The sequence below is a fragment of the Celeribacter litoreus genome, assembly GCF_020165855.1.
GTDB classification, from domain to species: domain Bacteria; phylum Pseudomonadota; class Alphaproteobacteria; order Rhodobacterales; family Rhodobacteraceae; genus Celeribacter; species Celeribacter litoreus.
In genome coordinates this window covers 128522-153896 of the sequence record NZ_JAIUFY010000008.1, presented here as the reverse complement: position 1 = coordinate 153896, position 25375 = coordinate 128522, and the positions used below count along the sequence as shown (strand labels likewise).

20 protein-coding genes are annotated in these 25375 nt (G+C 60.4%); 13 read left to right on the top strand and 7 right to left on the bottom strand.

All coding sequences use genetic code 11. The features are described from left to right. Window positions 1-7: 7 nt before the first annotated feature. On the bottom strand, window positions 8-1957 hold the full coding sequence (locus LA304_RS09230) for a cation:proton antiporter (RefSeq protein ID WP_224502855.1): 1950 nt from the start codon (window positions 1955-1957) through the stop codon (window positions 8-10). A 61-nt stretch (window positions 1958-2018) separates the two neighbouring features. Next, complete coding sequence (locus tag LA304_RS09225; RefSeq protein WP_224503086.1) at window positions 2019-3191, bottom strand: deoxyguanosinetriphosphate triphosphohydrolase; 1173 nt, start codon at window positions 3189-3191, stop codon at window positions 2019-2021. Between the two features lie 145 nt (window positions 3192-3336). Here LA304_RS09225 and LA304_RS09220 point away from each other — a divergent pair, with 145 nt between their 5' ends. The 4 genes from LA304_RS09220 (at window position 3337) to xth (ending at window position 6499) form a co-directional block, all read left to right on the top strand. Continuing rightward, the gene (locus tag LA304_RS09220; RefSeq protein ID WP_224502854.1) at window positions 3337-3669 is read left to right on the top strand and encodes a HesB/IscA family protein; all 333 of its coding nucleotides are present in this window, start codon (window positions 3337-3339) and stop codon (window positions 3667-3669) included. A 304-nt stretch (window positions 3670-3973) separates the two neighbouring features. Continuing rightward, window positions 3974-4318: a hypothetical protein gene (locus LA304_RS09215; RefSeq protein ID WP_224502853.1), complete on the top strand. Its 345-nt coding sequence runs from the start codon at window positions 3974-3976 to the stop codon at window positions 4316-4318. A gap of 131 nt (window positions 4319-4449) precedes the next feature. Further along, entirely contained in the window at window positions 4450-5634 is a 1185-nt protein-coding gene (locus LA304_RS09210; RefSeq protein WP_224502852.1) for a BaiN/RdsA family NAD(P)/FAD-dependent oxidoreductase, read from the top strand. Window positions 5635-5668: 34 nt separating this feature from the next. Continuing rightward, window positions 5669-6499: an exodeoxyribonuclease III gene (gene xth, locus LA304_RS09205; protein WP_224502851.1), complete on the top strand. Its 831-nt coding sequence runs from the start codon at window positions 5669-5671 to the stop codon at window positions 6497-6499. A 75-nt stretch (window positions 6500-6574) separates the two neighbouring features. Here xth and der read toward each other — a convergent pair whose 3' ends face one another. The 3 genes from der to LA304_RS09190 form a co-directional block, all read right to left on the bottom strand. Then, the gene (gene der / locus LA304_RS09200) at window positions 6575-8092 is read right to left on the bottom strand and encodes a ribosome biogenesis GTPase Der (RefSeq protein WP_224502850.1); all 1518 of its coding nucleotides are present in this window, start codon (window positions 8090-8092) and stop codon (window positions 6575-6577) included. Window positions 8093-8156: 64 nt separating this feature from the next. Beyond that, a complete protein-coding gene (locus LA304_RS09195; protein ID WP_224502849.1) occupies window positions 8157-9485 on the bottom strand; it encodes a PQQ-like beta-propeller repeat protein in 1329 nt (442 codons plus the stop codon). Between the two features lie 40 nt (window positions 9486-9525). After that, window positions 9526-10179 (bottom strand): hypothetical protein, encoded by a 654-nt coding sequence (locus LA304_RS09190; protein WP_224502848.1) that lies wholly within the window; start codon window positions 10177-10179, stop codon window positions 9526-9528. Window positions 10180-10507: 328 nt separating this feature from the next. Between LA304_RS09190 and LA304_RS09185 the strand changes: the two genes are divergently transcribed. Beyond that, window positions 10508-11632, top strand: a complete 1125-nt coding sequence (locus LA304_RS09185; protein ID WP_224502847.1) for an efflux RND transporter periplasmic adaptor subunit — start codon at window positions 10508-10510, stop codon at window positions 11630-11632. After that, entirely contained in the window at window positions 11629-15333 is a 3705-nt protein-coding gene (locus LA304_RS09180; RefSeq protein WP_224502846.1) for an efflux RND transporter permease subunit, read from the top strand. The genes LA304_RS09185 and LA304_RS09180 overlap by 4 nt, the downstream gene beginning before the upstream one ends. 54 nt (window positions 15334-15387) lie before the next feature. Here the strand turns inward: LA304_RS09180 and dusA are convergent, their stop codons facing one another. Both dusA and LA304_RS09170 read right to left on the bottom strand, forming a co-directional pair. Then, entirely contained in the window at window positions 15388-16365 is a 978-nt protein-coding gene (gene dusA / locus LA304_RS09175) for a tRNA dihydrouridine(20/20a) synthase DusA (protein ID WP_224502845.1), read from the bottom strand. Window positions 16366-16428: 63 nt separating this feature from the next. Continuing rightward, window positions 16429-17352, bottom strand: a complete 924-nt coding sequence (locus LA304_RS09170; RefSeq protein WP_224502844.1) for a LysR family transcriptional regulator — start codon at window positions 17350-17352, stop codon at window positions 16429-16431. Between the two features lie 98 nt (window positions 17353-17450). Between LA304_RS09170 and LA304_RS09165 the strand changes: the two genes are divergently transcribed. The 7 genes from LA304_RS09165 to LA304_RS09135 are packed head-to-tail and all read left to right on the top strand — an operon-like array spanning window position 17451 to window position 25351. Continuing rightward, window positions 17451-18455 carry a class 1 fructose-bisphosphatase gene (locus LA304_RS09165; protein ID WP_224502843.1) on the top strand — a complete coding sequence of 335 codons (1005 nt, stop codon included), beginning with the start codon at window positions 17451-17453 and terminating at the stop codon, window positions 18453-18455. Window positions 18456-18469: 14 nt separating this feature from the next. Further along, complete coding sequence (locus LA304_RS09160; protein WP_224502842.1) at window positions 18470-19342, top strand: phosphoribulokinase; 873 nt, start codon at window positions 18470-18472, stop codon at window positions 19340-19342. 10 nt (window positions 19343-19352) lie between these two features. Next, window positions 19353-21356 carry a transketolase gene (gene tkt / locus LA304_RS09155; protein ID WP_224502841.1) on the top strand — a complete coding sequence of 668 codons (2004 nt, stop codon included), beginning with the start codon at window positions 19353-19355 and terminating at the stop codon, window positions 21354-21356. Next, window positions 21353-22357: a type I glyceraldehyde-3-phosphate dehydrogenase gene (gene gap / locus LA304_RS09150; protein ID WP_224502840.1), complete on the top strand. Its 1005-nt coding sequence runs from the start codon at window positions 21353-21355 to the stop codon at window positions 22355-22357. Before tkt ends, gap begins: the two co-directional genes overlap by 4 nt. Before the next feature lie 21 nt (window positions 22358-22378). After that, a complete protein-coding gene (fba, locus tag LA304_RS09145; RefSeq protein WP_224502839.1) occupies window positions 22379-23458 on the top strand; it encodes a class II fructose-bisphosphate aldolase in 1080 nt (359 codons plus the stop codon). Between the two features lie 25 nt (window positions 23459-23483). Then, window positions 23484-24953: a form I ribulose bisphosphate carboxylase large subunit gene (locus tag LA304_RS09140; RefSeq protein WP_224502838.1), complete on the top strand. Its 1470-nt coding sequence runs from the start codon at window positions 23484-23486 to the stop codon at window positions 24951-24953. Between the two features lie 11 nt (window positions 24954-24964). Then, entirely contained in the window at window positions 24965-25351 is a 387-nt protein-coding gene (locus LA304_RS09135; RefSeq protein WP_224502837.1) for a ribulose bisphosphate carboxylase small subunit, read from the top strand. The last annotated feature ends 24 nt before the right edge of the window (window positions 25352-25375 follow it).

The window sequence follows — 25375 nt, the reverse complement described above, 5'->3', positions numbered from 1 at the left end:
GGAGACGTCACCTCGTCGCGCTTTGCCTCGGATTCTCGACCTCAGGCGCCACAAGCGCGACCAATTTCACCCCTGCGGACATCCGTGCGCGCGCATTGTTGAGCTTAATCTCTGTCCGGCGGCGCTTGAGGGCCTCGCGCGCGCTTTCGCGTTGGTCTTCCGGCAGCTCCTCAATCGCGGCTTCGGCGCGGCTCGGGAAGAGAAGCTCTGCGTCCTCAGTGAGAAAACGTTTGAACACGCCATCCTCAGAGATCCGCCCGAGAATATGCGCGCCGACGTTCTGTTCTTTCCAATCGTCAAACCCGAACTCCTCGGAGAGCGGGGTCACTTTGACCTTCCATCCCTTCCGCATCAGATCATCGAGATCGCCATAGGTGCGCCCTGCCCCGAACGGACGCCCGCCCAATGTCGTGGGCAAAGCATGGCGCGCCTGCTCTCCCTTGACACGCGACAGTTGCCAAACCTGATCACGTCCGAATTCCGACCCCAAGTCTGTGGCCACAAGTGTATTGTAGGCATCATTCTCCGTGGCTGCGATCAGTGTCTCGAAAGAGAGAATTTCAAGACTGTCTTCAGCCGCTTCCCCCAGAATGTCTCCATAAAAGATTGGCAAGCCCGCAGCACGTGGGCGGACCAAACGCGCGTGGTTGGGGTCGGCAATGAGAACTGGAATATCTTCGGCCTTGAGCCCCTCGGCGAGCGAGGTTGTAAACCGAGAGCCCCCGAGGATGAGCACACCCGGCTTGCCCGTCGCAGCCAATCCCAGCGCCCGCGCCATCGGAGCAAGCGTGAAGCCATGAAGCACGACGGTCGCCAGAACGAGCACAAAGGCCAACGGACCGATAACAGAGCCGTCACTCACACCTGCTGCTGCAAGACGCTCACCGAAAAGTCCGGCCACCGCGACGAGAACCACACCGCGCGGGCCTGTGAACGCGATCAGGCGCTTTTCATTGCGCGGCAGATCGGTGCCGATCAGTGAAACAAACACCGTGAGCGGGCGCGCGACAACAATCACAAGAGCGACAAAGAGCCCTGCGCGCCAGGTCAACTGCCCGAGAGAGGCAAAGTCCATGGAAGAGGCGAGCAGAATAAAGACACCGGACACGAGCAGGATCGTCGCGTGCTCCTTAAACCGGCGCAATTCCTCGAAGGAAGGCAGTTCGGCATTCGCGATGATCACCCCCATCACAGTCACGGCCAGAAGGCCGCTTTCGTGGAGCATCATGTTCGGGAAGGCGAAGGTGACGAGCAAGAGCGCAAAGAGCGCCGGCACCTTCATGTATTCCGGCACAAATGCGCGCCGGAACGCATAGGACACGGCGGCACCAGACGCGATGCCCACCAACAGGGCGAGAACGATCCCGAACCCCATTTGAGTGAGCGCGTCCGTAAGGCTCTCCGCCTCTCTTCCGACCAGCACAAATTCAAACGCCAAAACCGCCGCCAGAGCGCCGACGGGGTCATTTACAATGGCTTCCCACTGCAAAAGGTTCGCGGGCCGCCGCGCCAGTTTCGCCTGCCTGAGCAAGGGCGCAATCACGGTCGGGCCAGTGACGACCATGATGCCACCAAACACAGCAGAGGCCTCCCACCCGAGACCCGCGCCGAAATGCAATGCGAGAGAGGACAATAGCCAGCCGAGCGGCGCGCCAATGAGCGTGAGGCGCATCACACCCGCCTTCGCGTCCCCGAGCTTGTGAAGATCGAGCGTCAGCCCGCCCTCAAACAGAATGACGGCCACCGCGAGCGATATCAGAGGTTGAACGAGCGTCCCGAGATCCCGTTGCGGGTCCAAAACCCCTGTCATTGGCCCGACAATCAGACCGGCCGCGAGCATCAGCACAATCGCCGGGAGCTTGAACCGCCACGCAACCCACTGCGCGCCCACCCCGAGCGCACCAACAAGTGCAAAGGCCTCGACCGCCCCTAAACCTGCGACCTGTTCTGTGGCCATGCTGCGCTCCTGTCCTTCTTAACTTTCCTTCAGATCAGGCAAATTAGCGCTAATGCGCCGTTCAGCCACACAGACGTTCGTATTCCTGAATCGCAAACCGATCCGTCATCCCCGCCACATAGTCCAGAACGATCCGAGCGAGTTCTGTATCGCTATCCGCCGCTTCGACTTCCTGCCGCCATTCCTCTGGCAGAAGTTCAGGCTTTTGCATGAACAGCGGGAAGAGCGTGTTCACCATCTCGGTGACGCGTTTGCGCTCTTCGACAACTGTAGGGGCGCGATACATCCTTTTGAACAGGAAGGATTTAATCGCTTTCAGATTTTGGAAGAACGGCTTGGAAAAGCGAATGATGGTCCGGTCCATATCGCGGATATCCTGCGCCGTCTCGGGTTTCGCACTGTCGAGGCGGTTGGTCGCAATGGTGATCACATCCTCGACCATGTAGCCAAAGATCCGCCGCAACGCCTCATGGTCGCGTCGGTAGGCATCGAGGCCCGGATATTCACGGTCCACCTCTTCATAGGCCGGCCCTGTGAGCGGCAGCTCCATGAGATCGGCCGCCGTGAACAGCCCCGCGCGCAACCCGTCGTGCAGATCATGGTGGTTGTAGGCCACATCATCGGCCACCGCCGCGACCTGTGCTTCCGCCGAGGCGAAGGTGTAGAGCTCCATGTCGAACTGGTCGTTCACCTCTTGCAGCGCATAGGGCAGCGGTTCGTCTTCGGGGTGCTTTTTCTTATCGGCGTTCGGCCCGATGACCGGCCCGTTATGCTTCGCGATCCCTTCGAGCGTCTCCCACGTCAGGTTCAGCCCGTCGAAATCCGCGTAATGCTTTTCGAGCTTTGTCACGATGCGCAGCGCCTGAGCGTTGTGATCGAACCCGCCATAGGGCGCCATGAGGAGTTCGAGCGCATCCTCACCAGTATGCCCGAACGGCGAATGCCCGAGATCATGTGCAAGTGCGACGGCTTCCGCCAACCCTTCATTCAGCCCGAGCGCCCCTGCGAGCGTCCGCGCAACTTGGGCGACCTCAATCGAATGGGTCAGGCGCGTGCGATAATAATCGCCCTCATGCTCCACAAACACTTGCGTCTTGTGTTTCAGCCGCCGGAAGGCCGATGAGTGGATAATCCTGTCTCGGTCGCGCTGAAAAGGCGATCTGAACGTCGAAAGTTTCTCCGGATAGAGCCGCCCGCGTGTTTCAAACGGTTGCGTGGCATAGGGTTTTAGCATCTGCCTCATCAGGCGTTGACCGCCCGTCCTTGTCGCTGTTCCTTATCATGACTATATTGCGGGTAATGCGCCGCGACAAACACATGTCGCGCCAAAATCGCAACAAGCGGCTGTTTTCTCAGTCCAAACGCCCGGGAAAGATGACATGTCCCTCACTCTGCCTCCGAAAGTCACCCCGCGTGCCTATGCGCGCCTTTCCGAGATCAACGCCATGACCGGTGAGTCCAAGGCGCTTCGTGTTGCAGTCGAGGGCGGTGGGTGCTCCGGCTTCCAATATGACATCAAGCTCGACGATCCGGCCTCCGACGATCTCGTGCTGGAAGGCGACGGGGCGAGCGTGGTGATCGATCCGGTCTCCCTGCCCTTTTTAGAGAACGCCGTGATCGACTTTACCGAAGAGTTGATCGGCGCTCGTTTTGTCATCGAGAACCCGAATGCAACTGCGGCTTGCGGCTGCGGAGTTTCGTTCTCGATGTGATTTCTGTTTCACCGAAGCAGATGAAAGGTCGCCGTGGGCGGCCTTTTTTGTTGCCGCGACTTACGTTCCTGACAGATCCCTCCGCACGTCAGCCCGTTCAAACCTCCGCGACCGGATGAAATTCTCCGTGATCAAAACGTTTTTTGTTGTGAACTCTCAATTCCTTAAATTCCGCCTCTACGACACTAGTTCTTTAACAGAACGGACGAAGTTCCGGATCGCCCGCCATCGACTGACGCTCGCTGCGGCACGATTGGCGCGCCAGACCCTTTGCCCGCAAAACCAATTCGAAAGGACTTCTGTTATGACCTCTATTGTCGCAAAATCTGCTTTCGCCGCAGCCCTCCTCGCCAGCGCGGGATCGGCCGCATTTGCCGGAACAAACTACATCCTGCCCGGACACGCCCAAGATACGAGGAGCGAAATCACCCTCGACCTCGTGCGGGCCGACAGTGACGGCGTCGTGCGGATCTATCAGGAACACGTCGGCGCTATGGGTGCCCTGCTCGGGTCTGAAGACGTCCACGCGGGCGCAAATCAGGATGTGCGTATCCGCCTGACCAGGCCAGGCCTAGGCGACGTCATGGCTGTGCTCGTGACGGACGGCTCGACGGGCCCTGCCGCGACCGCTGTCGTGAGCGACGATTAACCACCTCTCGTTGTCTCCCTGTCTCTCGGGCGCCCCGCCATCTCCGGCGGGGCGCCTTTCCGTTTGTAATGCGCGGCTGCAGTCACGTCAGACATCTTGCAAAATGCCGTGCGGACTGTTCAAAGCAACGCATGGAGCAGTTTGACACGATCATTTTGGGTGCAGGGGCCGCAGGGCTTTTCTGCGCGAAATTCGCGACCCTTTCGGGGGGCCGTGTGCTCGTGGTTGATCATGCGAAACGACCTGCTGAGAAAGTGCGCATTTCCGGCGGTGGGCGGTGTAATTTCACCAATCTTTACGCGACCGCGAACAACTACATTTCCCAGAACAAGCATTTCGCCAAGTCCGCGCTCGCGCGCTACACACAGTGGGATTTCATCGACCTGCTCGCCTCTCATAGCATCACGTGGCACGAAAAGACGCTCGGGCAGTTGTTTTGCGACGGGAAATCGTCGGCCATCATCGACATGCTTCTGGCGGAAGCGTCAAAGGCCGAACTGCGCCTGTCAACAGAGGTCGGACTGATCGAGCGTGACGGTGCGGGCTTCCAAGTCACTCTGTCAGGCAAAACCGTCCAAACCCGCAATCTCGTGGTCGCGACCGGCGGCAAATCCATTCCTAAAATGGGCGCGACGAGCATTGGCTATCGGATTGCGGAGCAGTTCGGTCTGCCCGTTCTCGAAACCCGCCCCGGCCTCGTGCCGCTCACTTTTGCGCCGCATGAACTCGACTGGATTGCGCCGCTGGCGGGCACGGCCTTGGACGCCCGTGTGAGCGCGAATGGCACATCCTTTGACGAAGCGCTCCTGTTTACGCACCGCGGTCTTTCCGGCCCGTCTATCCTCCAGATTTCAAACTACTGGCGTGAGGGCGACGACATCAACGTCAACATGTTGCCCACGACCGACGTCTTCGAAGCCCTGAAAGAAGCACGAAGCACGCAGGGCCGCAAACAGATGCAGACAGTCCTTGCCACCCTCATGCCCGCGAAACTCGCGACAGCACTCGCGGACAAGTGGAACCTCAAAGGCAACCTCGCCGATCAATCGGACAAGGCCCTCACGGACCTCGCCGATCGCCTCCACGCAATGCCCCTCAAACCCACCGGGTCCGAAGGCTATCGCACCGCCGAAGTCACCCTTGGCGGCGTTGACACCGACGCGCTATCGTCCAAAACGATGGAATCCAAAACCGTCCCGGGTCTCTACTTCATCGGTGAGGTCGTCGATGTGACCGGCTGGCTCGGCGGGTATAACTTCCAATGGGCATGGGCATCCGCCGCCGCCTGCGGACGCGCCATTGCGGAGGCGGGCTAAGCCCCCTACAAAGATCGAAAAGACGGAGAGCCCGATGAAAATCGCCAGTTTCAACATCAATGGCATCAAAGCACGCGCCGAGGCCCTGAAAGACTGGCTCAAAGAGGCCGAACCGGACGTTGCGATCCTGCAGGAAATCAAATCCATCGACGAAAATTTCCCGCGCGAGCTGTTTGAGGACATGGGCTACACCGTTGAAACCCATGGACAAAAGTCGTTCAACGGCGTGGCACTGTTGTCCAAACTCCCGCTCGAAGACGTCACACGCGGTCTACCTGGTGGCGAAGGCATGGGACGCGAGGGGGCGGATGATATCGAGGCCCGCTATATTGAGGCAACTGTCATCGGCGCCAAAGACTCGCTCCGGATTTGCGGCCTCTACCTGCCGAACGGCAATCCGGTGGACCTCCAGTCCGACGGAACACCTGTTCCCGGTTCCAAATATGACTTCAAACTCAAATGGTTTGATCGCCTGACCGCCCGCGCGAAAGAGTTGCTTGCGGCAGAGGAGCCTTTCCTCATGGCCGGCGATTACAACCTGATCCCGCAGCCGGAGGACGCCAAACGCCCCGAGGCATGGAAAGACGACGCTCTCTTCCGTCTTGAGAGCCGCGCGAAGTATCGGACACTCACGTCGCTCGGGCTGACGGATGCATTGCGCGTGAGGAACACCGCGCCGGAAACCTACACGTTCTGGGATTACCAAGCGGGCGCGTTTGATCGGAACGATGGCATCCGGATCGACCATTTCCTGCTGTCGCCGCAAGCTGCCGATCATCTCGTAGACTGTCAGATCGACGCCTACACCCGCGCGAAAGCGAAGCCGTCGGATCACGTGCCGATCTGGGTGGAACTCGATATCTGAGCCAATCGCGACAAACGGACAAAGAAAAAGGCGGGGAAGTCCCCGCCTCTTTTTATGTCTGAACCACCCGTTGGATTACCGTTTCGGCGGGCGCTGCTTTTTGACCTTCGGCGCATCGGCACGATCTTTGCCGAGGTGCTTACGCAGGCGCGAAGGCGTTGACTTCGTCTTGTTTTTATACGGGTTCTTCTCTGCGCGAGAGCGGAAGAACAGTCTGATCGGCGTCCCCGGCATGTCAAAGTCTTCGCGCAAGCCATTGATAAGGTAGCGTTTATAGCTATCGTTAAGCTCATCCGGATGCGAACACATCACCACGAATTGCGGCGGACGCGCTTTCACCTGTGTCATGTAACGAAGCTTGATCCGGCGACCACCCGGGGCGGGCGGCGGGTGGGCTTCGGTCATGGCGGTGAGCCAGTTGTTGAGACGCGAGGTCGCCACACGACGGTTCCAGATGGCGTGCGCGCGAAGGATGGCTTCCTGCAGTTTGTCGAGGTTTTTGCCCGTCATCGCAGACACGGTCACGAGCGGCGCACCGCGCAGCTGCGGCAGAAGACGCGCGAACTCTTCGCGCAGTTCTTTCGCCTTGTTCGACTTGTCGGTTTCGGCGTCCCATTTGTTGACGGCGACGACAACGGCACGGCCCTCACGTTCCGCGAGGTCGGCGATCCGGAGATCCTGCTGCTCGAACGGAATGGAGACGTCCAAGAGAACAACCACGACCTCAGCGAATTTCACCGCGCGCAGACCATCGGCGACAGAGAGCTTTTCGAGCTTTTCCTGAACCTTGGCTTTCTTGCGCATCCCGGCGGTGTCGAACACACGCACTGGCGTGCCATTCCAGTCCATCGTAACTGAAATCGAGTCGCGGGTGATCCCGGCCTCGGGTCCGGTCAAAAGGCGATCTTCACCGAGCAACTTGTTGATCAGCGTCGATTTGCCTGCATTCGGTCGGCCAACGACGGCGATCTGGAGCGGCTTGTCATTGGTGAATTCGCGCGACTGACCGCCGATGTCCTCACCTTCGCCGAGCTCCTGCTCTTCTTCGGTCAACTCTACGTCAACCTCGGGGGCCTCTGCTGCCGCACGTTCATCGAAGCCTTCAGCGAGCGGCTTGAGCGCGTCATAGAGATCGGGCATCCCCTCGCCGTGCTCAGCGGAGAGACGCAACGGTGTTCCGAGACCCAAACCGTAGGCCTCAAAATATCCGCCTTCGCCTGCCTGACCCTCGGCCTTGTTCGCCGCGACGATCACATGCTTTGCGCGTTTGCGAAGGATATCAGCGAACACTTCGTCTGCGGGGAGAACACCGGCACGTCCATCGACCAGAAACAGACAGACATCCGCCATATCGACTGCGCGTTCGGTCAGGCGACGCATACGGCCTTCGAGGCTTTCGTCAGTGGCTTCTTCGAGACCGGCCGTGTCAATCACAGTGAACCGGAGGTCGCCAAGACGCGCCTCGCCCTCACGCAAATCCCGTGTCACGCCCGGCTGGTCATCGACCAAAGCGAGTTTGCGCCCAACAAGGCGGTTGAATAGCGTGGATTTGCCAACATTGGGGCGACCGACAATGGCAAGAGAAAAACTCATAATGTCCTCCGGGACGTGTTCAAGCGGCCCCGATACACCCGATCAGGGTCGCCTGACAAGAGATTTAGCGCAATGCAGCGAGAGAGCCGTCTTCGAGCAGCACATACATGACGCCGCCGACGACAATTGGATCGGAGGCTGCGCCCTTCGGCAATTCAACGCGCGCGACCTGCGTGCCCGAGGCCGGATCGAACCCGCGCAGCCATCCGTCGTTGGAGGCCACCCAGATTTTGCCACCCGCGGCAATCGGCCCGTAGTGGGCAAAGACGCTTTTGCGTTGGCGTTCACGTTGCTTGGTGTAGAGCGGCAGTTGCACGCCCCAAATCCGTTCCCCGGTGCGCGCGGACAGGCGAACGAGTTCGTTGCGATCCGTGACGATGAAGAGCGAGCCGCCAACAACAGAAGCGGGGCTGTAGGCGCCCTCGTCCGCCGTCCAAAGACGTGTGCCACCTTCAAGTTCGAACGCGGCATAGCGCCCCGCTTGGTTGCCGACATACATCGTGTTGCCGACAATCACCGGATCAGACGTGATATCGGAGACATTGGCGTAAACGACGCCCTGTCGCTGCCCCGCGATTGATGCTGACCACAGACGCAGACCGCCCTTGCGGAAAACACCGTAGATATCGCCGGAGGCAAACGGAAGCACGGCAATGCGATCTGTCACGGCCGGAGACGCCGCCCCGACGCGTGATGTAACTGTCTCGGGACCGGAGAGCTGCCACTTCACACGACCATCAGAGGTATTGACGGCCCAGACCTGCCCGTCGCCAGCGACAACGTAAATAAGACCGTCGTAAACATTGAGACCTGCAGCGCCGACCGCGTTGAGACGCTGACGCCAGAGTTCACCACCTGTTTTCAGATCCAGTGCAACAAGATCACCAAATCCGCTCGTCGCGTAGAGGACATCGCCAGAGATCGCCAGAGCACCACCGGAAACGCCCGCAGCCTTTTCACCCACGGTTGTCAGATCAACGCTCCACACCACCTCGCCCGAACTGGCGGAAACTGCCGTCAGACGTGCCTCGGCATCCATCGCTACGACGAGACCCTGTGCAGCGACCGGATCCACGGTCAGGCGCAGTTTGCGCGTTTCGCCTTGTCCGATCGGGGATTTCCAGACCAACGCGGGCACATCTCTCGTGAAAGCATTGTGGCCCGCATTATGCAGTCGGCCCGATCCTGTCATGGTCCAGGCATCGCGGCTCACTGGATTGCCAAGAGAAATATCGACGGTCCGGTTTTCGGGAATTTCGGCGATAGACCCGCCGAGAACAGACCCGTCACGCAAATCAAGCCGCTCGCCAACGAGAATCGTGTCTTGGTTTGCGCACCCTGCGAGCACAAGGAGCGCAGTGAAAAGACCCGCTTTTGCTGCTTGACCGATCATGCCTGCATTCTCCCTTATTCCGTCGTCCCTGCGCTTACTCTTACTCGGCTGCCGGATCGGCTCCAAGCGCAACCATCATCTGCGCGGCGCGACGACGCAAGGCCGAACTTGCCGCAACATCCTGAGACAACGCACGATATCCCTCAATCGCTGCGCCGACATCCCCCATTTCGGCCTGAGCCGCAGCAATCTGTTCTTCTGCGAGCAAACGATACGGCGCACCGGGGCTCGCGATGGCGGCGAGTTGCGCAATACGATCTTCTGGCGCAATGTCAGCCGCACCGATCATCGCCGTTTTGAGGACTGCGAGATCGCGATACACAGGATCAAGCATGTCGTCGGCCGTCAGCGGAGCAAGCACAGCAATCGCGGCTTTCGGATCACCTGCGGCTTCGAGCTCGCCTGCGCGCAACATTGCAGCAATCACTTGCGCATCCCCCTCGGCAGGAACAGTCGCAAGCGCATCAGCCCGCGCAGCCGCATTGTCGGCCCCGAGCGCAGCTGAGATTGCATCACCGAAGGCCTCGGCCTGCTGGCGGTTCTTGGCCTTATTGTATTCGTTGAACGCCGCCCCACCGACGAGAACCACGACGGCCAGAATACCGATCCAGCCGTATTTCTTCAGAAAGGCATAGAATTTATCTCTGCGGACCTCTTCAGTCACTTCTTCGATAAAGGAATCGCTCTGGCTCACTTTTGCCCCTGACCCCGCTGATGTCGCGAGATAATTGAAGAATTTCTATCGCACCCCTCTTACCCTGATCCACGCGGGAATGCCAAGTCTCGGTGCACGGTTCCGGAAAGAGAGGTCTCTCAAACGGAATGCCGCAGCGAGAGCGCGAAGTTTTCTTATATCTGTGACGTAATGTTGCGATTGAGGTGACATATTCTATTTTTTAAATCGCGACCTTGTGATCTTTTGGCGAATTCCCCATGTTGAGCACAATGTTAATACTATTAACTCCGTAACGAACGCCGTCGGCACACCCCGACATCGTGAACCCAGACAGAAGAGACAGCCGATGCGTATTATCCCCGTTCTCACCGCCGTTCTTGTATGTGTCGTGCTCTATCTGTTCATTTTCGAGCGCGACCGGATCACAGGGGACGACACCGCCGCGACGGAAACCGTTCAGGCGGAAGACAACCGGTTCGCACCGCCCGCGCAGAAAGCCGCAGCCGAGCAAACCGCTGTTTCTGTTGTGGCCACGCCCTCTACCGCCCGAACCCTCGACAGCGCGGTCATCCTCCGTGGAGAGACAGAAGCCGCGCGCAACGTAACTGTGACCGCCGAGACCTCGGGGCGCGTCATCAACGAGCCTCTGCGCAAAGGCGCAACTGTCGCGACAGGTGACGTGCTTTGTGAGATCGACCGCGGCACCCGCGATGCGACACGGGCGCAGGCGCAGGCCGCGCTCGCAGAAGCAGAGGTCGCCCTCGCAAACGCACGCAAACTCGCGTCGGGCGGTTATGCATCCGAGACCCAAGTCCTGACGGCCGAAGCCGGTGTCGAGAGCGCGCGCGCCGCTCTGGCGCAAGTCGACCGCGACATTGAAAACCTCTCCGTCAAAGCCCCCTTCTCCGGCCTGCTCGAAAGCGACACAGCAGAACTGGGCACTCTTCTGTCCGCCGGTGCGGCTTGTGCCACGATCCTGCAACTCGATCCGATCAAACTCGTGGCCTACGCGCCCGAGACGGAAGTCGGGAAAATCTCTGTCGGATCGCCCGCGATGGCGCGTCTCATTTCCGGCGACACGGTGAACGGTCAGGTGACCTTCCTGTCACGTTCTGCCGACACAGCGACCCGGACCTTCCGCGTGGAAATCCAAATCCCGAATCCCGATGCCGCGATCCGCGATGGTCAGACGGTCGAAATGGCGATCTCCTCAGAGGGCACCCTCGCCCACCTCGTGCCGCAAAGTGCGCTGACCCTGAATGACGAGGGCCAGATCGGTCTGCGCCTCGTGGGGGACGACAACCTCGTCGAATTCGCCCCAGTGACCATCCTGCGTGATACACGCGAAGGCATTTGGGTCGCTGGCCTGCCGGAAACGGTCAGCATCATCACAGTTGGTCAGGAATTTGTCCGTGAGGGCGTTCTGGTCGATCCACACAGCGCAGCCAATGCGATGGAGTCCGGCCAATGAGAGGCATCGTCGATTGGGCGGGTGAACACGCCCGCATGGTCCTCGCCTTCGTGGCGCTGACACTCATTGCGGGGGCCTATGCCTATGTGAGCCTGCCCAAAGAGGGCGAGCCGGACATCGAAATTCCCGGACTTTATGTCTCTGTCCCCTTCCCCGGCATTTCTGCCGAGGACTCGGAAAAGCTCCTCGTCAAACCGATGGAGACCGAACTGTCCGACCTCGACGGGCTCGATGTCATGTCGGCGACGGCGGCGGAGAACTATGCGGGTATCTGGCTTCAGTTTGAATTCGGCTGGGACAAGACAAAGATCATCGCCGATGTGCGCGATAGGATGGGTCGGGTGCAATCCGAATTCCCCGAGGGCGCGGACAGCTACACGATCAGTGAGGTGAACTTTTCGGAGTTCCCGATCCTGATCGTAAACCTGACCGGCCCCGTGCCGGAGCGGACACTGGTATCCTATGCCAAGCGCATGCAGGACCGTCTCGAAGGGCTCGAACCCGTCCTAGACGCCGCACTCACCGGCCACCGCGACGAGATGCTAGAAGTGATCATCGATCCTCTGCGGTTGGAGAGCTACAACGTCACCGCGAGTGAGTTGATAAACGTCGTCACCGCCAACAACCAACTCGTTGCAGCGGGCGAAATCGAAACGGATCAGGGCACCTTCTCCGTCAAAATCCCGGCCTCCTTTGACGATCAAGCGGACGTGATGAACCTGCCCGTGAAGGTGAATGGCGACCGCGTCATCACCCTCGGCGATCTCGCAGAGATCCGTTTGACGTTCGAAGATCGCCTCGGCACCGCACGATTTAACGGCGAGACGACCGTCGCTCTGCAAGTCGTCAAACGCAAAGGCTATCCAATCATCGACACCGTGGCTCTCGTCAAAGAGGAAGTGCAGGCCGAGTTCGACACATGGCCCGAACCGCTACAACAGGCGATCATCGTCGGCACCTCGAACGACCAGTCGCGTCAGGTGTCTTCCATGGTGAGCCAACTTGAAGGCTCCGTTCTTACCGCTATCGCCCTCGTGATGGTGGTGGTGCTCGCCGCCCTCGGCATCCGGTCCTCGCTCCTCGTGGGTTTTGCGATCCCGACGTCGTTCCTTCTGTGTTTCATCCTGCTCGGCCTCATGGGGATTACGATCTCCAACATCGTGATGTTCGGCCTCATCCTCGCAGTCGGGATGCTCGTCGACGGCGCCATCGTCGTGGTCGAATACGCCGACCGAAAAATGGATGAGGGCGAAGGCCCCATGACCGCCTTTGTCGAAGCCGCGAAGCGCATGTTCTGGCCGATCGTGTCCTCCACGGCCACCACACTCTGTGCCTTCCTGCCGATGCTGTTCTGGCCGGGGATCGCGGGTGAGTTTATGGGGATGCTACCAGTCACGATCATCTTCGTGCTGTCTGCGTCCCTTATTGTGGCCCTGATCTACCTGCCCGTTATGGGTGGGGTGTCTGGCCGGATTGCGCGTGTCTTTGACCGAGCGTCCGCAGGATTGCGCGCTGTGGCCCCCTACTGGCTGCGCGCCGTGCTTGTGGTGCCGTCCGCCTATCTCGTCTTCATGGGGCTCATGCAGCTCATGAATCCCGCCTATCTCATGGCGCCGGAGACAGAAGGCCTCGCGCCTGTTATGTTGGGCGGCCTCCTGTTCCTTGTCGGCTCCTCCCTCACTGGCATCACGCTCTCCGCGGCACGGATCGAACGCAGCCGCAAGAAGGTCGACGCAGGCTATAAACGCACGCCCTTCGGCCACTTCACCCATTTCATCGCGGGCAATCCGGTCATGCCGGTGGTCGCGATTGGGGCGGTGATCTTCTCGGTCATCTCGATCTTCGGGTACTACGGCGCGAACAACAAAGGTGTGGAGTTCTTCGCCGCGACCGAGCCGGAACAGGCCATCATCTACGTGAAAGCACGCGGCAACCTGTCGCTCGCCGAAAAAGACGCACTCGTCGCTGAAGCCGAAGAGATCGTGCTCAACCAGCCTGGTGTGGACAACGCCTTCGTCTTTGCGGGTGAAGGAGGGCTGAACGCGAACACTGGCGGCACATCAGCACCGCGCGACACAATCGGGCAAATTCAGGTCGAACTCATCCCGTGGGAAGACCGCCCGACGGAGACCAAAGACGGGTTCCTGTTCTTCAAAGACACGCACGTGCGCCCCGAGTATGACGGCGACTACGTCCTCGCCCAGATCGAAGCCCAGCTTGCCGAGTTGCCTGGCATTCAGACCGAAACTTTGAACCTCGCGATGGGTCCGGCGTCTGCGAAACCGGTGCACCTGCGTCTCAAAGGAGATGATTTCGCGGTCCTAGAAGAGGCCACCGAAATCGTGCGCGCAAAGTTCGACGCCACTCAAGCCCTCACCGACATTGAAGACACACGTCCCCTGCCCGGCATCGACTGGCAGATCGACGTGGATGTGGAGAAGGCCGGACGCTACGGCGCGAACGTGGCGACCGTGGGCGGGATGATCCAGCTCGTGACGCGGGGCATTCTGCTCGACACGATGCGTGTCGATAGCTCTGACGAAGAGATTGAAATCCGAGTGCGCCTGCCTGAAGAAGACCGCGTACTCTCGACGCTCGACACGCTCAAGGTCCGCACCTCCGACGGCCTCGTGCCGCTCTCGAACTTCATCACCCGCGAACCTGTCGAAAAACTCGCCCAGATCGACCGTGTGGACCAGAAACGCTACTACGACGTGAAAGCAGGCGTGGCCTCTGGTGAAACCCGCGAAGACGGGACGACGATCACAGCGACCGAGCGGATTGATACGCTGACAGAGTGGCTCGAAACCGAACAACCGCTCCCGCAGGGAATCGCGTGGGAATGGACCGGCGACGACGAGGAACAACGCGAAACGGGGGCCTTCCTCGGCAAGGCGTTCGGCGCCGCCCTCGCGCTCATGTTCATCATCCTGCTCGCGCAGTTTAACAGCTTCTACAACTCCGTTCTGGTGCTGCTCGCCGTTGTCATGTCGACGGCTGGCGTGCTGATCGGTCTGTTGGTGATGGATATGACCTTCGGCATGATCATGACCGGAACAGGGATCGTCGCGCTCGCGGGGATTGTGGTGAACAACAACATCGTGCTGATCGACACCTATCAGGAATACGCGCGCTATATGCCCAAGATCGAGGCCATCGTGCGCACAGCGGAGGACCGCATCCGACCTGTGCTCCTGACTACGATCACAACGATGGCGGGCCTTACCCCGATGATGTTCGGCCTTTCGCTCGACTTCATCAATGGCGGTTATACGATCAACTCTCCGACGGCGCAGTTCTGGACGAACCTCGCGACGGCGGTGGTCTTTGGCCTCGGCATCGCGACCGTTCTGACACTGATCTTCACGCCCGCCATGCTCGCGCTGCGCGTCTGGTTCTGGGACATCGTACATCACCTGTCGATGCGCCTTGCGACGCTGTTCGGACGCCAGAGCCGGACGGCAGAGGACTATCGCCTGAGCCGTGAAGCGAAACGCGCGAAGAACCCCGAGTTCGTTTGGACGACTGGAGATGGGGGCTGGGGGGCGCCTGTGGGTTACGAGGCCCACCGCGCCGCAGAGCCGTCAGAGAAAGAGGCGCCCAAGCGACCGGCGGAGCAACCGCCCGCGACGCCCGAAAGCGTTATGGAGGTCGAGCCGGAACATCCTGAAACCGGACACGGCCCAAAAGCGGCTGAGTAAAGTAGAAAGAGAGGCCTCAGCGCCTCTCTTTTTTCATCTGATCTGATGGTCCACTTATCGCGGCAGCGCCTCACGCACCAATGCAAAATCCGCGCCCTCTTTATGGGCACCCTCTGACAACACGCGCTTCCAGCGCCGCGCCCCAGGTTGGCCCGCAAACAGCCCGAGCATATGCCGCGTCACCTGCGCGAGCTTGCCACCTGCAGCAACGTGACGACCGATATAGTCCTCCATCGCCAGCGCCACGTCGTGACGGCTCAAAGGCGCGCGGTCAGACCCGTAGATCGTCTGATCCGCGTGGCCGAGAATGTCATAGGGCTGATGATACGCGGCGCGTCCGACCATCACACCGTCCATGACCTCCAACTCCTGCTCAACAGTCGAAAGATCGGCAATCCCGCCATTGATAGACAGGTGCAGCGCGGGGAACGCCTCTTTCATTTGATGCACGAGCGGATAATCGAGCGGCGGAATATCGCGGTTTTCTTTAGGAGACAGGCCCTGCAGCCACGCTTTGCGCGCATGCACTGTGATCCGTGTCACGCCAACCGATTGCATCTTTTCGAGAAACGCGGGCAACACCTCTTCGGGCGTTTGATCGTCCACACCGATCCGACATTTCACGGTGACGGGCACATCCCCCGCGCCCTCCATCATCTTCGCGACGCACTCTGCCACGAGATCGGGGGACTTCATCAGGACAGCGCCAAACGCACCAGACTGAACGCGATCAGAGGGGCAGCCGACATTGAGGTTCACCTCGTCATAGCCATGCGCCACGCAAAGCTTGGTCGCCTCTTTGAGTTCCTCCGGCTCGGAACCGCCCAATTGAAGCGCCACCGGATGCTCCTCCGACGAGAAGTCGAGCAGATGCAAAGCCCCGCCACGCACAAGCGCGGGAGCCGTCACCATTTCGGTATAGAGCAACGCCTCATGCGACATCAGACGATGGAAATACCGGCAATGCCGATCCGTCCAATCCATCATCGGAGCGACCGAGAGACGTGCAGCCTGTGTGAGTTGATCCGTCATGCCGCAGGCACATAGTCCGTCTCGACCGAATTGCCAAGCATTCGCGCCAAACGATGCCGCTTTTCAGACTTTCGGAAAATAATCCTCACGATGCGTCACGAGCCAATCGCGAATGCGCTCGGACGCTGGAGTGAGCGGGTGATCCTTCGGCGACAAGAGATACCACGTCCGGTCAATCGGCAATCCGTCGATGTCGAGCGCCACGAGCCGCCCGCTCGCCAATTCCTCCGCGACTGTGTGGGCCGAAATCATGGCAAGGCCCAGCCCGTTCAGAACCGCCTGTTTGATCGTCTCGTTGCTGTCCATCTCGACGGTTGCCGCCTGATGGCCGTGGCCGATCTCGTCGAGAAAGCGCGCGGCGAGGATACGTGTGCCCGACCCCTGCTCACGCATCACAAACGTCTCGCTCATGAGCGCCTCACGAGGGACCTTGCCGCCATGCGCCAATTCGTGGTCCGCGCTGGCGATCACAATATGTGGGTGCGGGCCCAAGATGACCTCGTCCGTGAGTGGCGCTCTCGGAGGTCGGCCCATGATGCAGAGATCAAAGGCCCCTTTCTCGAGACCAATGATCGTGTCGCGGCGGTTCGCGATTCTCAGGGAGACGTCGATATCGGGGAAGACCTTGCGGCACAGCGCGACGATTCTGGGGGCAAAATACTTACCGGTCGACACAACCCCGAGCACCACACTGCCCGATTTGCCCTGATCAATTGCGTTGATATTCGTGATCGCGCGCTCAAGCGTCGCGCGCATCTCCACCCAGGCGTCGAGCAGGATTTGCCCCTGCGGCGTCACCACATTCCGCGCGCGCCCGTGCCGGTCGAGCAAAGTGGAGCCAATCGTTTCTTCAAGAGATTTCAACTGACTATGTACCGCAGGTCCCGTAAGTCCGAGCAATTCCGCAGCCGCAGAAATATTGCCGGCCTGCACGACGGTTTGGAGAGTCTTGAGTTGTTTGAGTGTGATGTAATCGAGTCGTTTCATAAATTTAATTTACACTTCTATCCAAATTTTTAAATTTTTTTATTCTCGCAATTCGCGAATGGTGAAGCCGACCTGGACGAGGAAGGGAGGCCTCTCCGATGCCGCACAACATGCACACAATACATGGCGAGATCCCTGCATCTCTGACGAAAGTGCTCGACGCACTCTGTCACGTTGCGGCTGATCTGAGCCGCACCATTGCCCACGGACCGCTCGGCGGCGGGCTCGGTGCTGAGGTCGGGGCGAACACCGATGGCGACACGCAAAAAGCGCTCGACGTGATCGCCGATGACGCCTTTGCGACCGCTCTGAAGGGCACCGGCATCCGCTGGTATGCGTCCGAGGAAAAGGAAACAGTTGTCGAGATCGACCGTGGCGGCGCGCTTGCTCTCGCCATTGACCCGCTCGACGGCTCATCGAACATCGACGTAAACGTCTCCATCGGCACCATCTTTGGCATCCAGCCCGCGCTCGACGACGGCGATGCGACGTTCCTGCGCGACGGGTCCGCCCTCATTGCCTCTGGCTATTTCATCTACGGGCCGCAAACCCTTCTCGTCGCGACCTTCGGTGATGGTGTCCGGCATTTCGTTCTCGACCGCGACACGGGCTGTTTCGAAGAGGCGCCGCAGCCCCCCGCCATTCCGGAAAATGCGAGCGAGTTTGCGATCAACGCGTCAAACTATCGCCACTGGTCCAAACCCGTCCGCGCCTATATCGACGACTGCCTGGCAGGAGACCAAGGCCCCCGCGGCCGCAATTTCAACATGCGCTGGGTGGCATCTCTGGTCGCGGAGACTCACCGGATCATGTCTCGCGGCGGCATCTTTCTCTACCCGTCCGACGACCGCGACGGCTACCGCCATGGCCGCCTGCGACTAATCTATGAATGTGCCCCCATCGCCTTTCTCGTCGAACAGGCCGGCGGCATGGCCACCACCGGCACGACCCGCATTCTGACGATCACCCCCGACCATCTCCACGCCCGCGTTCCCTTTGTCTTTGGCACGAAAACCAAGGTTGAACGCGTCGCCACCTATCACGACCTGCCGGACCAAGAGGTCTCCGCCCTCTTCGGCAACCGCGGCCTCTTCCGCGCCTGACACAGGATTACCCCATGTCCAAGAAACACCCGATCATCTCCGTCACCGGCTCCTCCGGCGCAGGCACGACCACGGTCAAGGCCACGTTCGACCAGATTTTCCGCCGTGAAGGGATCAAGACCGTCTCAATCGAAGGCGACGCCTTTCACCGCTACAATCGCGCCGAGATGAAGGCCGAACTCGAAGCACGCAAAGCCGCCGGTGACGAAACCTTCAGCCATTTCAGCTATGATGCCAATGAGTTGGAGAAACTCGAGGCCGTCTTCCGCACCTATGGCGAGACCGGCAAAGGCGAAACCCGGCACTACATCCACGACGACATCGAGGCGGAACGTCATGGCACCGCACCCGGCCACTTCACCGACTGGGCCCCGTTTGATGAAGGCTCTGACCTCCTGTTCTACGAAGGTCTCCACGGGGCCGTTGTGAACGACGAGGTGAACCTCGCCGCACAGGCTGATCTGAAAATCGGCGTCGTGCCGGTGATCAACCTCGAATGGACCCAGAAAATCCATCGCGACCGCAAAAGCCGCGGCTACACGACAGAGGCCGTCACCGACACGATCCTGCGCCGGATGCACGCCTATGTGCACTGCATCTGCCCGCAGTTCTCGGAAACCGACATCAATTTCCAACGCGTCCCTGTCGTCGACACCTCGAACCCCTTTATCGCACGCTGGATTCCGACGGCCGACGAGAGCCTCGTTGTGATCCGCTTCAAGAACCCGCGCGGGATCGATTTTCCCTATCTCATGTCGATGATCGAAGGCAGCTGGATGACCCGCGCCAATTCGCTCGTGATCCCCGGCGGCAAGATGGACCTCGCCATGCAGCTCATTTTCACACCGATGATCCTGCGCCTCGTCAACGATTCAAAACGCGCCTGAGGACTTTACCATGACGTTGCAAACCCCTGTTCATGCTGACGAAACTCTGATGGCCAATGCCATTCGCGTCCTGACAATGGACGCTGTGGAGGCCGCGAATTCCGGCCATCCCGGCGCGCCGATGGGCCTCGCGGATGTGGCGGCGGTTCTGTTCAATCGCTTCATCACGATTGATCCGAAGAACCCGACATGGCCAGATCGCGACCGCTTCGTGATGAGTGCTGGCCACGGCTCCATGCTCGTCTACGCGATCCATCATTTGCTCGGCTATGCGGATATGAACGCGGACCAACTTCGCAATTTCCGCCAGCTCGGGTCGAATACGCCCGGTCATCCGGAATACGGCCATACGCTCGGCGTCGAGACCACCACAGGTCCCCTTGGCCAAGGCATCTCCACCGCCGTTGGGATGGCGCTCGCAGAGCGGATGATGAACGCGCGGTTCGGCAAGGATTTGGTGGATCACTGGACCTATGTGCTTGCTGGTGACGGCTGTCTCATGGAGGGCATCAGCCACGAGGCGATTGATCTCGCGAGTCATATGGGCCTCGGTCGGATGATCGTTTTCTGGGACGACAACGGGATCACCATCGACGGGGGCACTGACCTGTCGACCTCGACAGATCAGATCAAACGCTTCGAGGCCGCCGGCTGGCATGTGCAATCCGTCGACGGGCACGATCCTGAGGCCATCGCGCGGACGATCGAGCGCGCCCGCGCAGACAGTCGCCCCTCGATGATTGCCTGCCGCACAGTGATTGGCAAAGGCGCACCGACGATGGCGGGGAGCCACAAGGTGCACGGCGCTCCGTTGGGTGAGACCGAGATCGCAGCGGCGCGCGAAGCCCTCGACTGGCGATATGCGGCCTTCGAAGTGCCGGACACTGTTCGCTCCGCATGGCAACAGATCGCGCGACGCGGCGCAGAGGCGCGCACCGCTTGGCTCGCCCGCAAGGCGAAGCACCCGCTCTCGGCCAAATTCGACGCCGCGCATGAAGCGCCTGACGCCGACGCGCTCAATGCCGCAATCACGGCCTACAAATACACGCTGAGCCAAGACCTCCCCAAGGTCGCCACGCGCAAAGCCTCTGAAATGGTACTCGAAATCGTCAATGGCACCCTGCCCAACACCGTGGGCGGATCGGCGGACCTGACGGGATCGAACAACACCAAGACCTCCGGAATGCGTGCCGTGACGCGGGAGGACTATTCCGGCGACTACATCCATTACGGCATCCGTGAACACGGCATGGCCGCTGCGATGAACGGCATTGCGCTTCACGGCGGGTTCATTCCCTACGGAGGCACATTCCTCGCCTTCGCCGATTACTGCCGCCCCGCGATCCGTCTCTCGGCGCTGATGAGCGTCCCTGTGACCTATGTGATGACGCATGACAGCATCGGTCTCGGCGAAGACGGCCCGACGCACCAACCGGTCGAAACCATCGCCTCGCTCCGCGCCATGCCGAACCTCACGGTGATCCGTCCCATGGATGCCATTGAGACCGCCGAGGCCTGGGAAATCGCCGCCACCTCGGACGGCACGCCGACGCTCTTGGTGCTCTCGCGTCAGGGGCTCCCGACGCTTCGGACACGTCACACGGATCAGAACCTGACGGCACGCGGGGCCTATGTGGTCCATGAGCCGGAAGGCGGTCGTGACGTGACTCTGATCGCCACAGGATCGGAGGTCGAGATTGCGATGGCCGCATCCAAACTGCTCGCGGACGAAGGACTGCGCGCCGCCGTCATCTCCGCCCCCTCGTTCGAACTCTTCGCGCGTCAATCCCCCGACTACCGCGCCGCCGTTCGTGGCTGCGCCCCGCGCATCGGGATCGAGGCCGCCGTGCGCCAGGGATGGGATCTGTTTCTGGAACGCTCCGACGGGTTTGTCGGCATGTCCGGCTTCGGCGCCTCTGCGCCCGCGAAAGACCTCTACCGCCATTTCAACATCACGCCTGAGGCCATCGTCGCCTCGGCCAAACGCCGCATCGAGAAGGAACAGACAGTATGACCACCAAAGTCGCCATCAACGGGTTCGGACGCATCGGACGCAATGTGCTTCGCGCGATTGCAGAGTCGGGCCGCAATGACATCGAGGTCGTCGCCATCAACGATCTCGGCCCCGTGGAAACGAACGCGCACCTCCTGCAATTCGACAGCGTGCATGGCCGCTTCCCGCGCGAAGTGACGGTCAAGGGTAACGCGATTGACATCGGCTCCGGCCCGATTGAGGTCACTGCAGAGCGCAACCCCGCGAACCTGCCGTGGCAGGGCGTCGATATCGCCCTCGAATGCACAGGCATCTTCACAGCACGGGACAAGGCCGCGCTGCATCTGGAGAACGGGTCCAAGCGCGTGCTGGTCTCTGCACCCGCGACAGGCGCCGACAAGACGGTCGTTTTCGGCGTCAATCATCGGGAGTTGCTGAGCGAGCATCTCATCGTCTCGAACGCGTCCTGCACGACGAATTGCCTCTCCCCCGTTGCGAAAACCCTCAATGACGCGGTCGGGATCGAGAAAGGGTTCATGACCACCATCCACAGCTATACGGGCGATCAGCCGACGCTCGACACGATGCATTCGGATCTCTACCGCGCCCGTGCTGCGGCACAGTCGATGATCCCGACGTCTACGGGCGCGGCGAAGGCGGTGGGCCTTGTCCTGCCGGAACTCAACGGACGTCTCGATGGTGTCGCGATCCGGGTGCCGACGCCGAATGTGTCGGTCGTCGATCTCGTGTTCGAGGCCAGCCGCGACACCACGGTCGAAGAGATCAACGAGGCCATTCGCAACGCCGCCAACGGCACTCTGCGCGGCATCCTCGGCTATACCGACCGTGCGAATGTCTCCGTGGACTTCAACCACGACCCGCGCAGCTCCGTCTTTCACATGGACCAGACCAAGGTGATGGAGGGCCGGATGGTCCGCATCCTGAGCTGGTACGACAACGAATGGGGCTTTTCCAACCGCATGGCCGACACCGCCGTCGCCATGGGCACCCTGATCCACTGACATTTACCGGAGGACCCGACAATGGCCCTGATCACCCTGAGACAACTTCTCGATCACGCAGCGGACCGTGGCTACGGCGTGCCTGCGTTCAACATTAACAACATGGAACAAGGGCTTGCCATCATGCGCGCGGCCTCGGCCTGCGACGCGCCTGTGATCCTGCAGGCCTCGCGCGGCGCACGGTCCTATGCGGGCGACATCATGCTCCGGCACATGGTCGAAGCACTCTCCGAGATGTTTCCGCGCAACCATATCGTGCTCCATCAGGACCACGGCAACAATGACGCGACTTGCCTCTCCGCAATCCGTCACGGGTTCACGTCCGTGATGATGGACGGCTCGCTCGAAGAGGATATGAAGACGCCCTCCAGCTATGATTACAACATCGAGATCACCGCTCGCGTGACACGGGCCGCGCACGCAGTCGGTGCCTCCGTCGAAGGGGAGCTTGGCGTGCTCGGCTCCCTGGAGACGGGGGAAGCAGCCGCCGAGGACGGATCGGGCGCGGAGGGCAAGCTCTCTCACGACCAGCTCCTCACCGATCCAGACGAGGCCGTGGATTTCGTCCGCCGCACCAAATGCGACGCACTCGCGATTGCCTGTGGCACCTCGCACGGCGCCTACAAATTCACCCGCAAACCCGATGGCGACATCCTGTCGATGGCCACCATCGCCGCAATCCACGCAAAACTGCCGAACACGCATCTCGTGATGCATGGGTCTTCGTCGGTGCCGCAAGAGCTTCAGGACCTGATCAACGCGCATGGCGGAGAGATGCCCCAGACCTACGGCGTCCCCGTCGAGGAGATCGAAAAAGGCATCCGCATGGGGGTACGTAAGGTCAACATCGACACGGACTGCCGCATGGCGATGACGGGCCAGTTCCGCAAGGTCGCAATGGACAATCCGCAGGAATTTGACCCGCGCAAATTCATGATCCCCGCGATGAACGAGTTAGAGGCGCTCTGCCGCGACCGGTTCGAACGCTTCGGCACCGCCGGACAGGCCGGAAAGATCACCCCCGTCTCAATGGACGACATGGCCAAGCGCTACGCATCCGGCGCGCTTGACCCCCAACTTGCCGCCAATCAGGCCGCTTAATCCGGAAACGAGAGGAGGTTTCCAAATGAATGACATGAGCAAATCCACCGAGATCACCGATAAGAAAAAACGCTATTCCGCAGGTGTCCTGAAATACGCCCAGATGGGCTATTGGGATGGCGATTACGTCCCGAAGGACACCGATGTCCTCGCCCTCTTCCGCATCACCCCGCAGGACGGCGTTGACCCGATTGAGGCGGCGGCGGCTGTCGCGGGCGAAAGCTCCACCGCGACGTGGACCGTGGTCTGGACCGACCGCCTCACCGCCTGCGACCAGTATCGCGCGAAGGCCTACAAAGTCGAACCAGTGCCCGCACAGCCGGGCCAGTATTTCGCCTATGTCGCCTACGATCTGATCCTGTTCGAAGAAGGCTCCATCGCGAACCTCACGGCGTCAATCATCGGGAACGTGTTTTCGTTCAAACCGCTGCTGGCCGCACGTCTCGAAGACATGCGCTTCCCTGTCGCCTACTGCAAAACCTTTAAAGGCCCGCCGACCGGTCTCGTGGTCGAGCGCGAACGCCTCGACAAATTCGGCAAACCGCTGCTCGGCGCGACGACGAAACCGAAACTCGGCCTGTCCGGCAAGAACTATGGCCGCGTGGTCTATGAGGGTCTCAAGGGTGGTCTCGACTTTATGAAGGATGACGAGAACATCAACTCCCAGCCCTTCATGCACTGGCGCGACCGGTTCCTCTACTGCATGGAGGCGGTGAACAAGGCGTCGGCCGAGACGGGCGAGGTCAAAGGCCACTATCTCAACATCACGGCGGGCACGATGGAGGAAATGTATGCCCGTGCGGAGTTCGCCAAACAGCTCGGCTCCGTCATCGTTATGGTCGATCTGATCGTGGGCTGGACCGCGATCCAGTCCATCTCCGAATGGTGCCGCCGGAACGATATGATCCTGCACATGCACCGCGCTGGGCATGGCACCTACACCCGCCAGAAAAACCACGGCATATCCTTCCGCGTCATCGCGAAGTGGCTGCGCCTTGCGGGCGTGGACCATCTCCACTGCGGCACCGCCGTGGGCAAGCTGGAGGGCGATCCGCTCACCGTGCAGGGCTATTACAACGTCTGCCGCGAGACTCATAACGAGATCGATCTCTCGCGCGGGATCTTCTTTGAACAGGACTGGGCCGACATCAAAAAGGTCATGCCGGTTGCCTCCGGCGGCATCCATGCGGGGCAGATGCACCAACTGATCGACCTTTTCGGCGATGACGTGGTGCTTCAGTTCGGCGGTGGCACCATCGGGCACCCGATGGGCATTCAGGCCGGTGCGACGGCAAACCGTGTGGCTCTGGAGGCGATGATCCTCGCCCGCAACGAAGGCCGCGACATCAAGAACGAAGGCCCGGAAATCCTCCGCGACGCCGCCAAGTGGTGCAAACCGCTGGAGGCTGCCTTGGACACATGGGGCAACATCACCTTCAACTACACCTCCACCGACACCTCGGACTTCGTGCCGACGGCAACGCCTGCGATGTAAGGAGACAGATCATGCGTATCACCCAAGGTTGCTTTTCCTTCCTGCCCGATCTCGACGACGTCCAGATCACCGCGCAGGTGCAATACATCCTCGACAAGGGTTGGGCCGTGAGCCTCGAGTACACCTACGATCCGCACCCGCGGAACACCTATTGGGAGATGTGGGGCCACCCCATGTTCGACCTGCGGGATGCCAAGGGCGCGATGATGGAGCTCGACGAGTGCCGCAAAGCGCATCCCGACGCCTACATCCGCATTCAGGCGTTTGACGACACGCGCGGGTTCGAGACGGTGCAGATGTCCTTCATTGTGAACCGCCCCTCCGAGGAACCGAAAATCCACATGCAACGCACGGATTTCGAAGGCCGCTCCCAGAAATACGCCTGGGACTGCCGTTAATCCTCCCCCCGCATGGCGCGCACC

Excerpts from the sequence above, each read along its gene's own strand:
- LA304_RS09230 (WP_224502855.1), bottom strand. The coding sequence starts at position 1,957 with ATGGCCACAGAACAGGTCGCAGGTTTAGGGGCGGTCGAGGCCTTTGCA.
- LA304_RS09225 (WP_224503086.1), bottom strand. The coding sequence starts at position 3,191 with ATGCTAAAACCCTATGCCACGCAACCGTTTGAAACACGCGGGCGGCTC.
- LA304_RS09220 (WP_224502854.1), top strand. The coding sequence starts at position 3,337 with ATGTCCCTCACTCTGCCTCCGAAAGTCACCCCGCGTGCCTATGCGCGC.
- LA304_RS09215 (WP_224502853.1), top strand. The coding sequence starts at position 3,974 with ATGACCTCTATTGTCGCAAAATCTGCTTTCGCCGCAGCCCTCCTCGCC.
- LA304_RS09210 (WP_224502852.1), top strand. The coding sequence starts at position 4,450 with ATGGAGCAGTTTGACACGATCATTTTGGGTGCAGGGGCCGCAGGGCTT.
- xth (WP_224502851.1), top strand. The coding sequence starts at position 5,669 with ATGAAAATCGCCAGTTTCAACATCAATGGCATCAAAGCACGCGCCGAG.
- der (WP_224502850.1), bottom strand. The coding sequence starts at position 8,092 with ATGAGTTTTTCTCTTGCCATTGTCGGTCGCCCCAATGTTGGCAAATCC.
- LA304_RS09195 (WP_224502849.1), bottom strand. The coding sequence starts at position 9,485 with ATGATCGGTCAAGCAGCAAAAGCGGGTCTTTTCACTGCGCTCCTTGTG.
- LA304_RS09185 (WP_224502847.1), top strand. The coding sequence starts at position 10,508 with ATGCGTATTATCCCCGTTCTCACCGCCGTTCTTGTATGTGTCGTGCTC.
- LA304_RS09180 (WP_224502846.1), top strand. The coding sequence starts at position 11,629 with ATGAGAGGCATCGTCGATTGGGCGGGTGAACACGCCCGCATGGTCCTC.
- dusA (WP_224502845.1), bottom strand. The coding sequence starts at position 16,365 with ATGACGGATCAACTCACACAGGCTGCACGTCTCTCGGTCGCTCCGATG.
- LA304_RS09170 (WP_224502844.1), bottom strand. The coding sequence starts at position 17,352 with ATGAAACGACTCGATTACATCACACTCAAACAACTCAAGACTCTCCAA.
- LA304_RS09165 (WP_224502843.1), top strand. The coding sequence starts at position 17,451 with ATGCCGCACAACATGCACACAATACATGGCGAGATCCCTGCATCTCTG.
- LA304_RS09160 (WP_224502842.1), top strand. The coding sequence starts at position 18,470 with ATGTCCAAGAAACACCCGATCATCTCCGTCACCGGCTCCTCCGGCGCA.
- tkt (WP_224502841.1), top strand. The coding sequence starts at position 19,353 with ATGACGTTGCAAACCCCTGTTCATGCTGACGAAACTCTGATGGCCAAT.
- gap (WP_224502840.1), top strand. The coding sequence starts at position 21,353 with ATGACCACCAAAGTCGCCATCAACGGGTTCGGACGCATCGGACGCAAT.
- fba (WP_224502839.1), top strand. The coding sequence starts at position 22,379 with ATGGCCCTGATCACCCTGAGACAACTTCTCGATCACGCAGCGGACCGT.
- LA304_RS09140 (WP_224502838.1), top strand. The coding sequence starts at position 23,484 with ATGAATGACATGAGCAAATCCACCGAGATCACCGATAAGAAAAAACGC.
- LA304_RS09135 (WP_224502837.1), top strand. The coding sequence starts at position 24,965 with ATGCGTATCACCCAAGGTTGCTTTTCCTTCCTGCCCGATCTCGACGAC.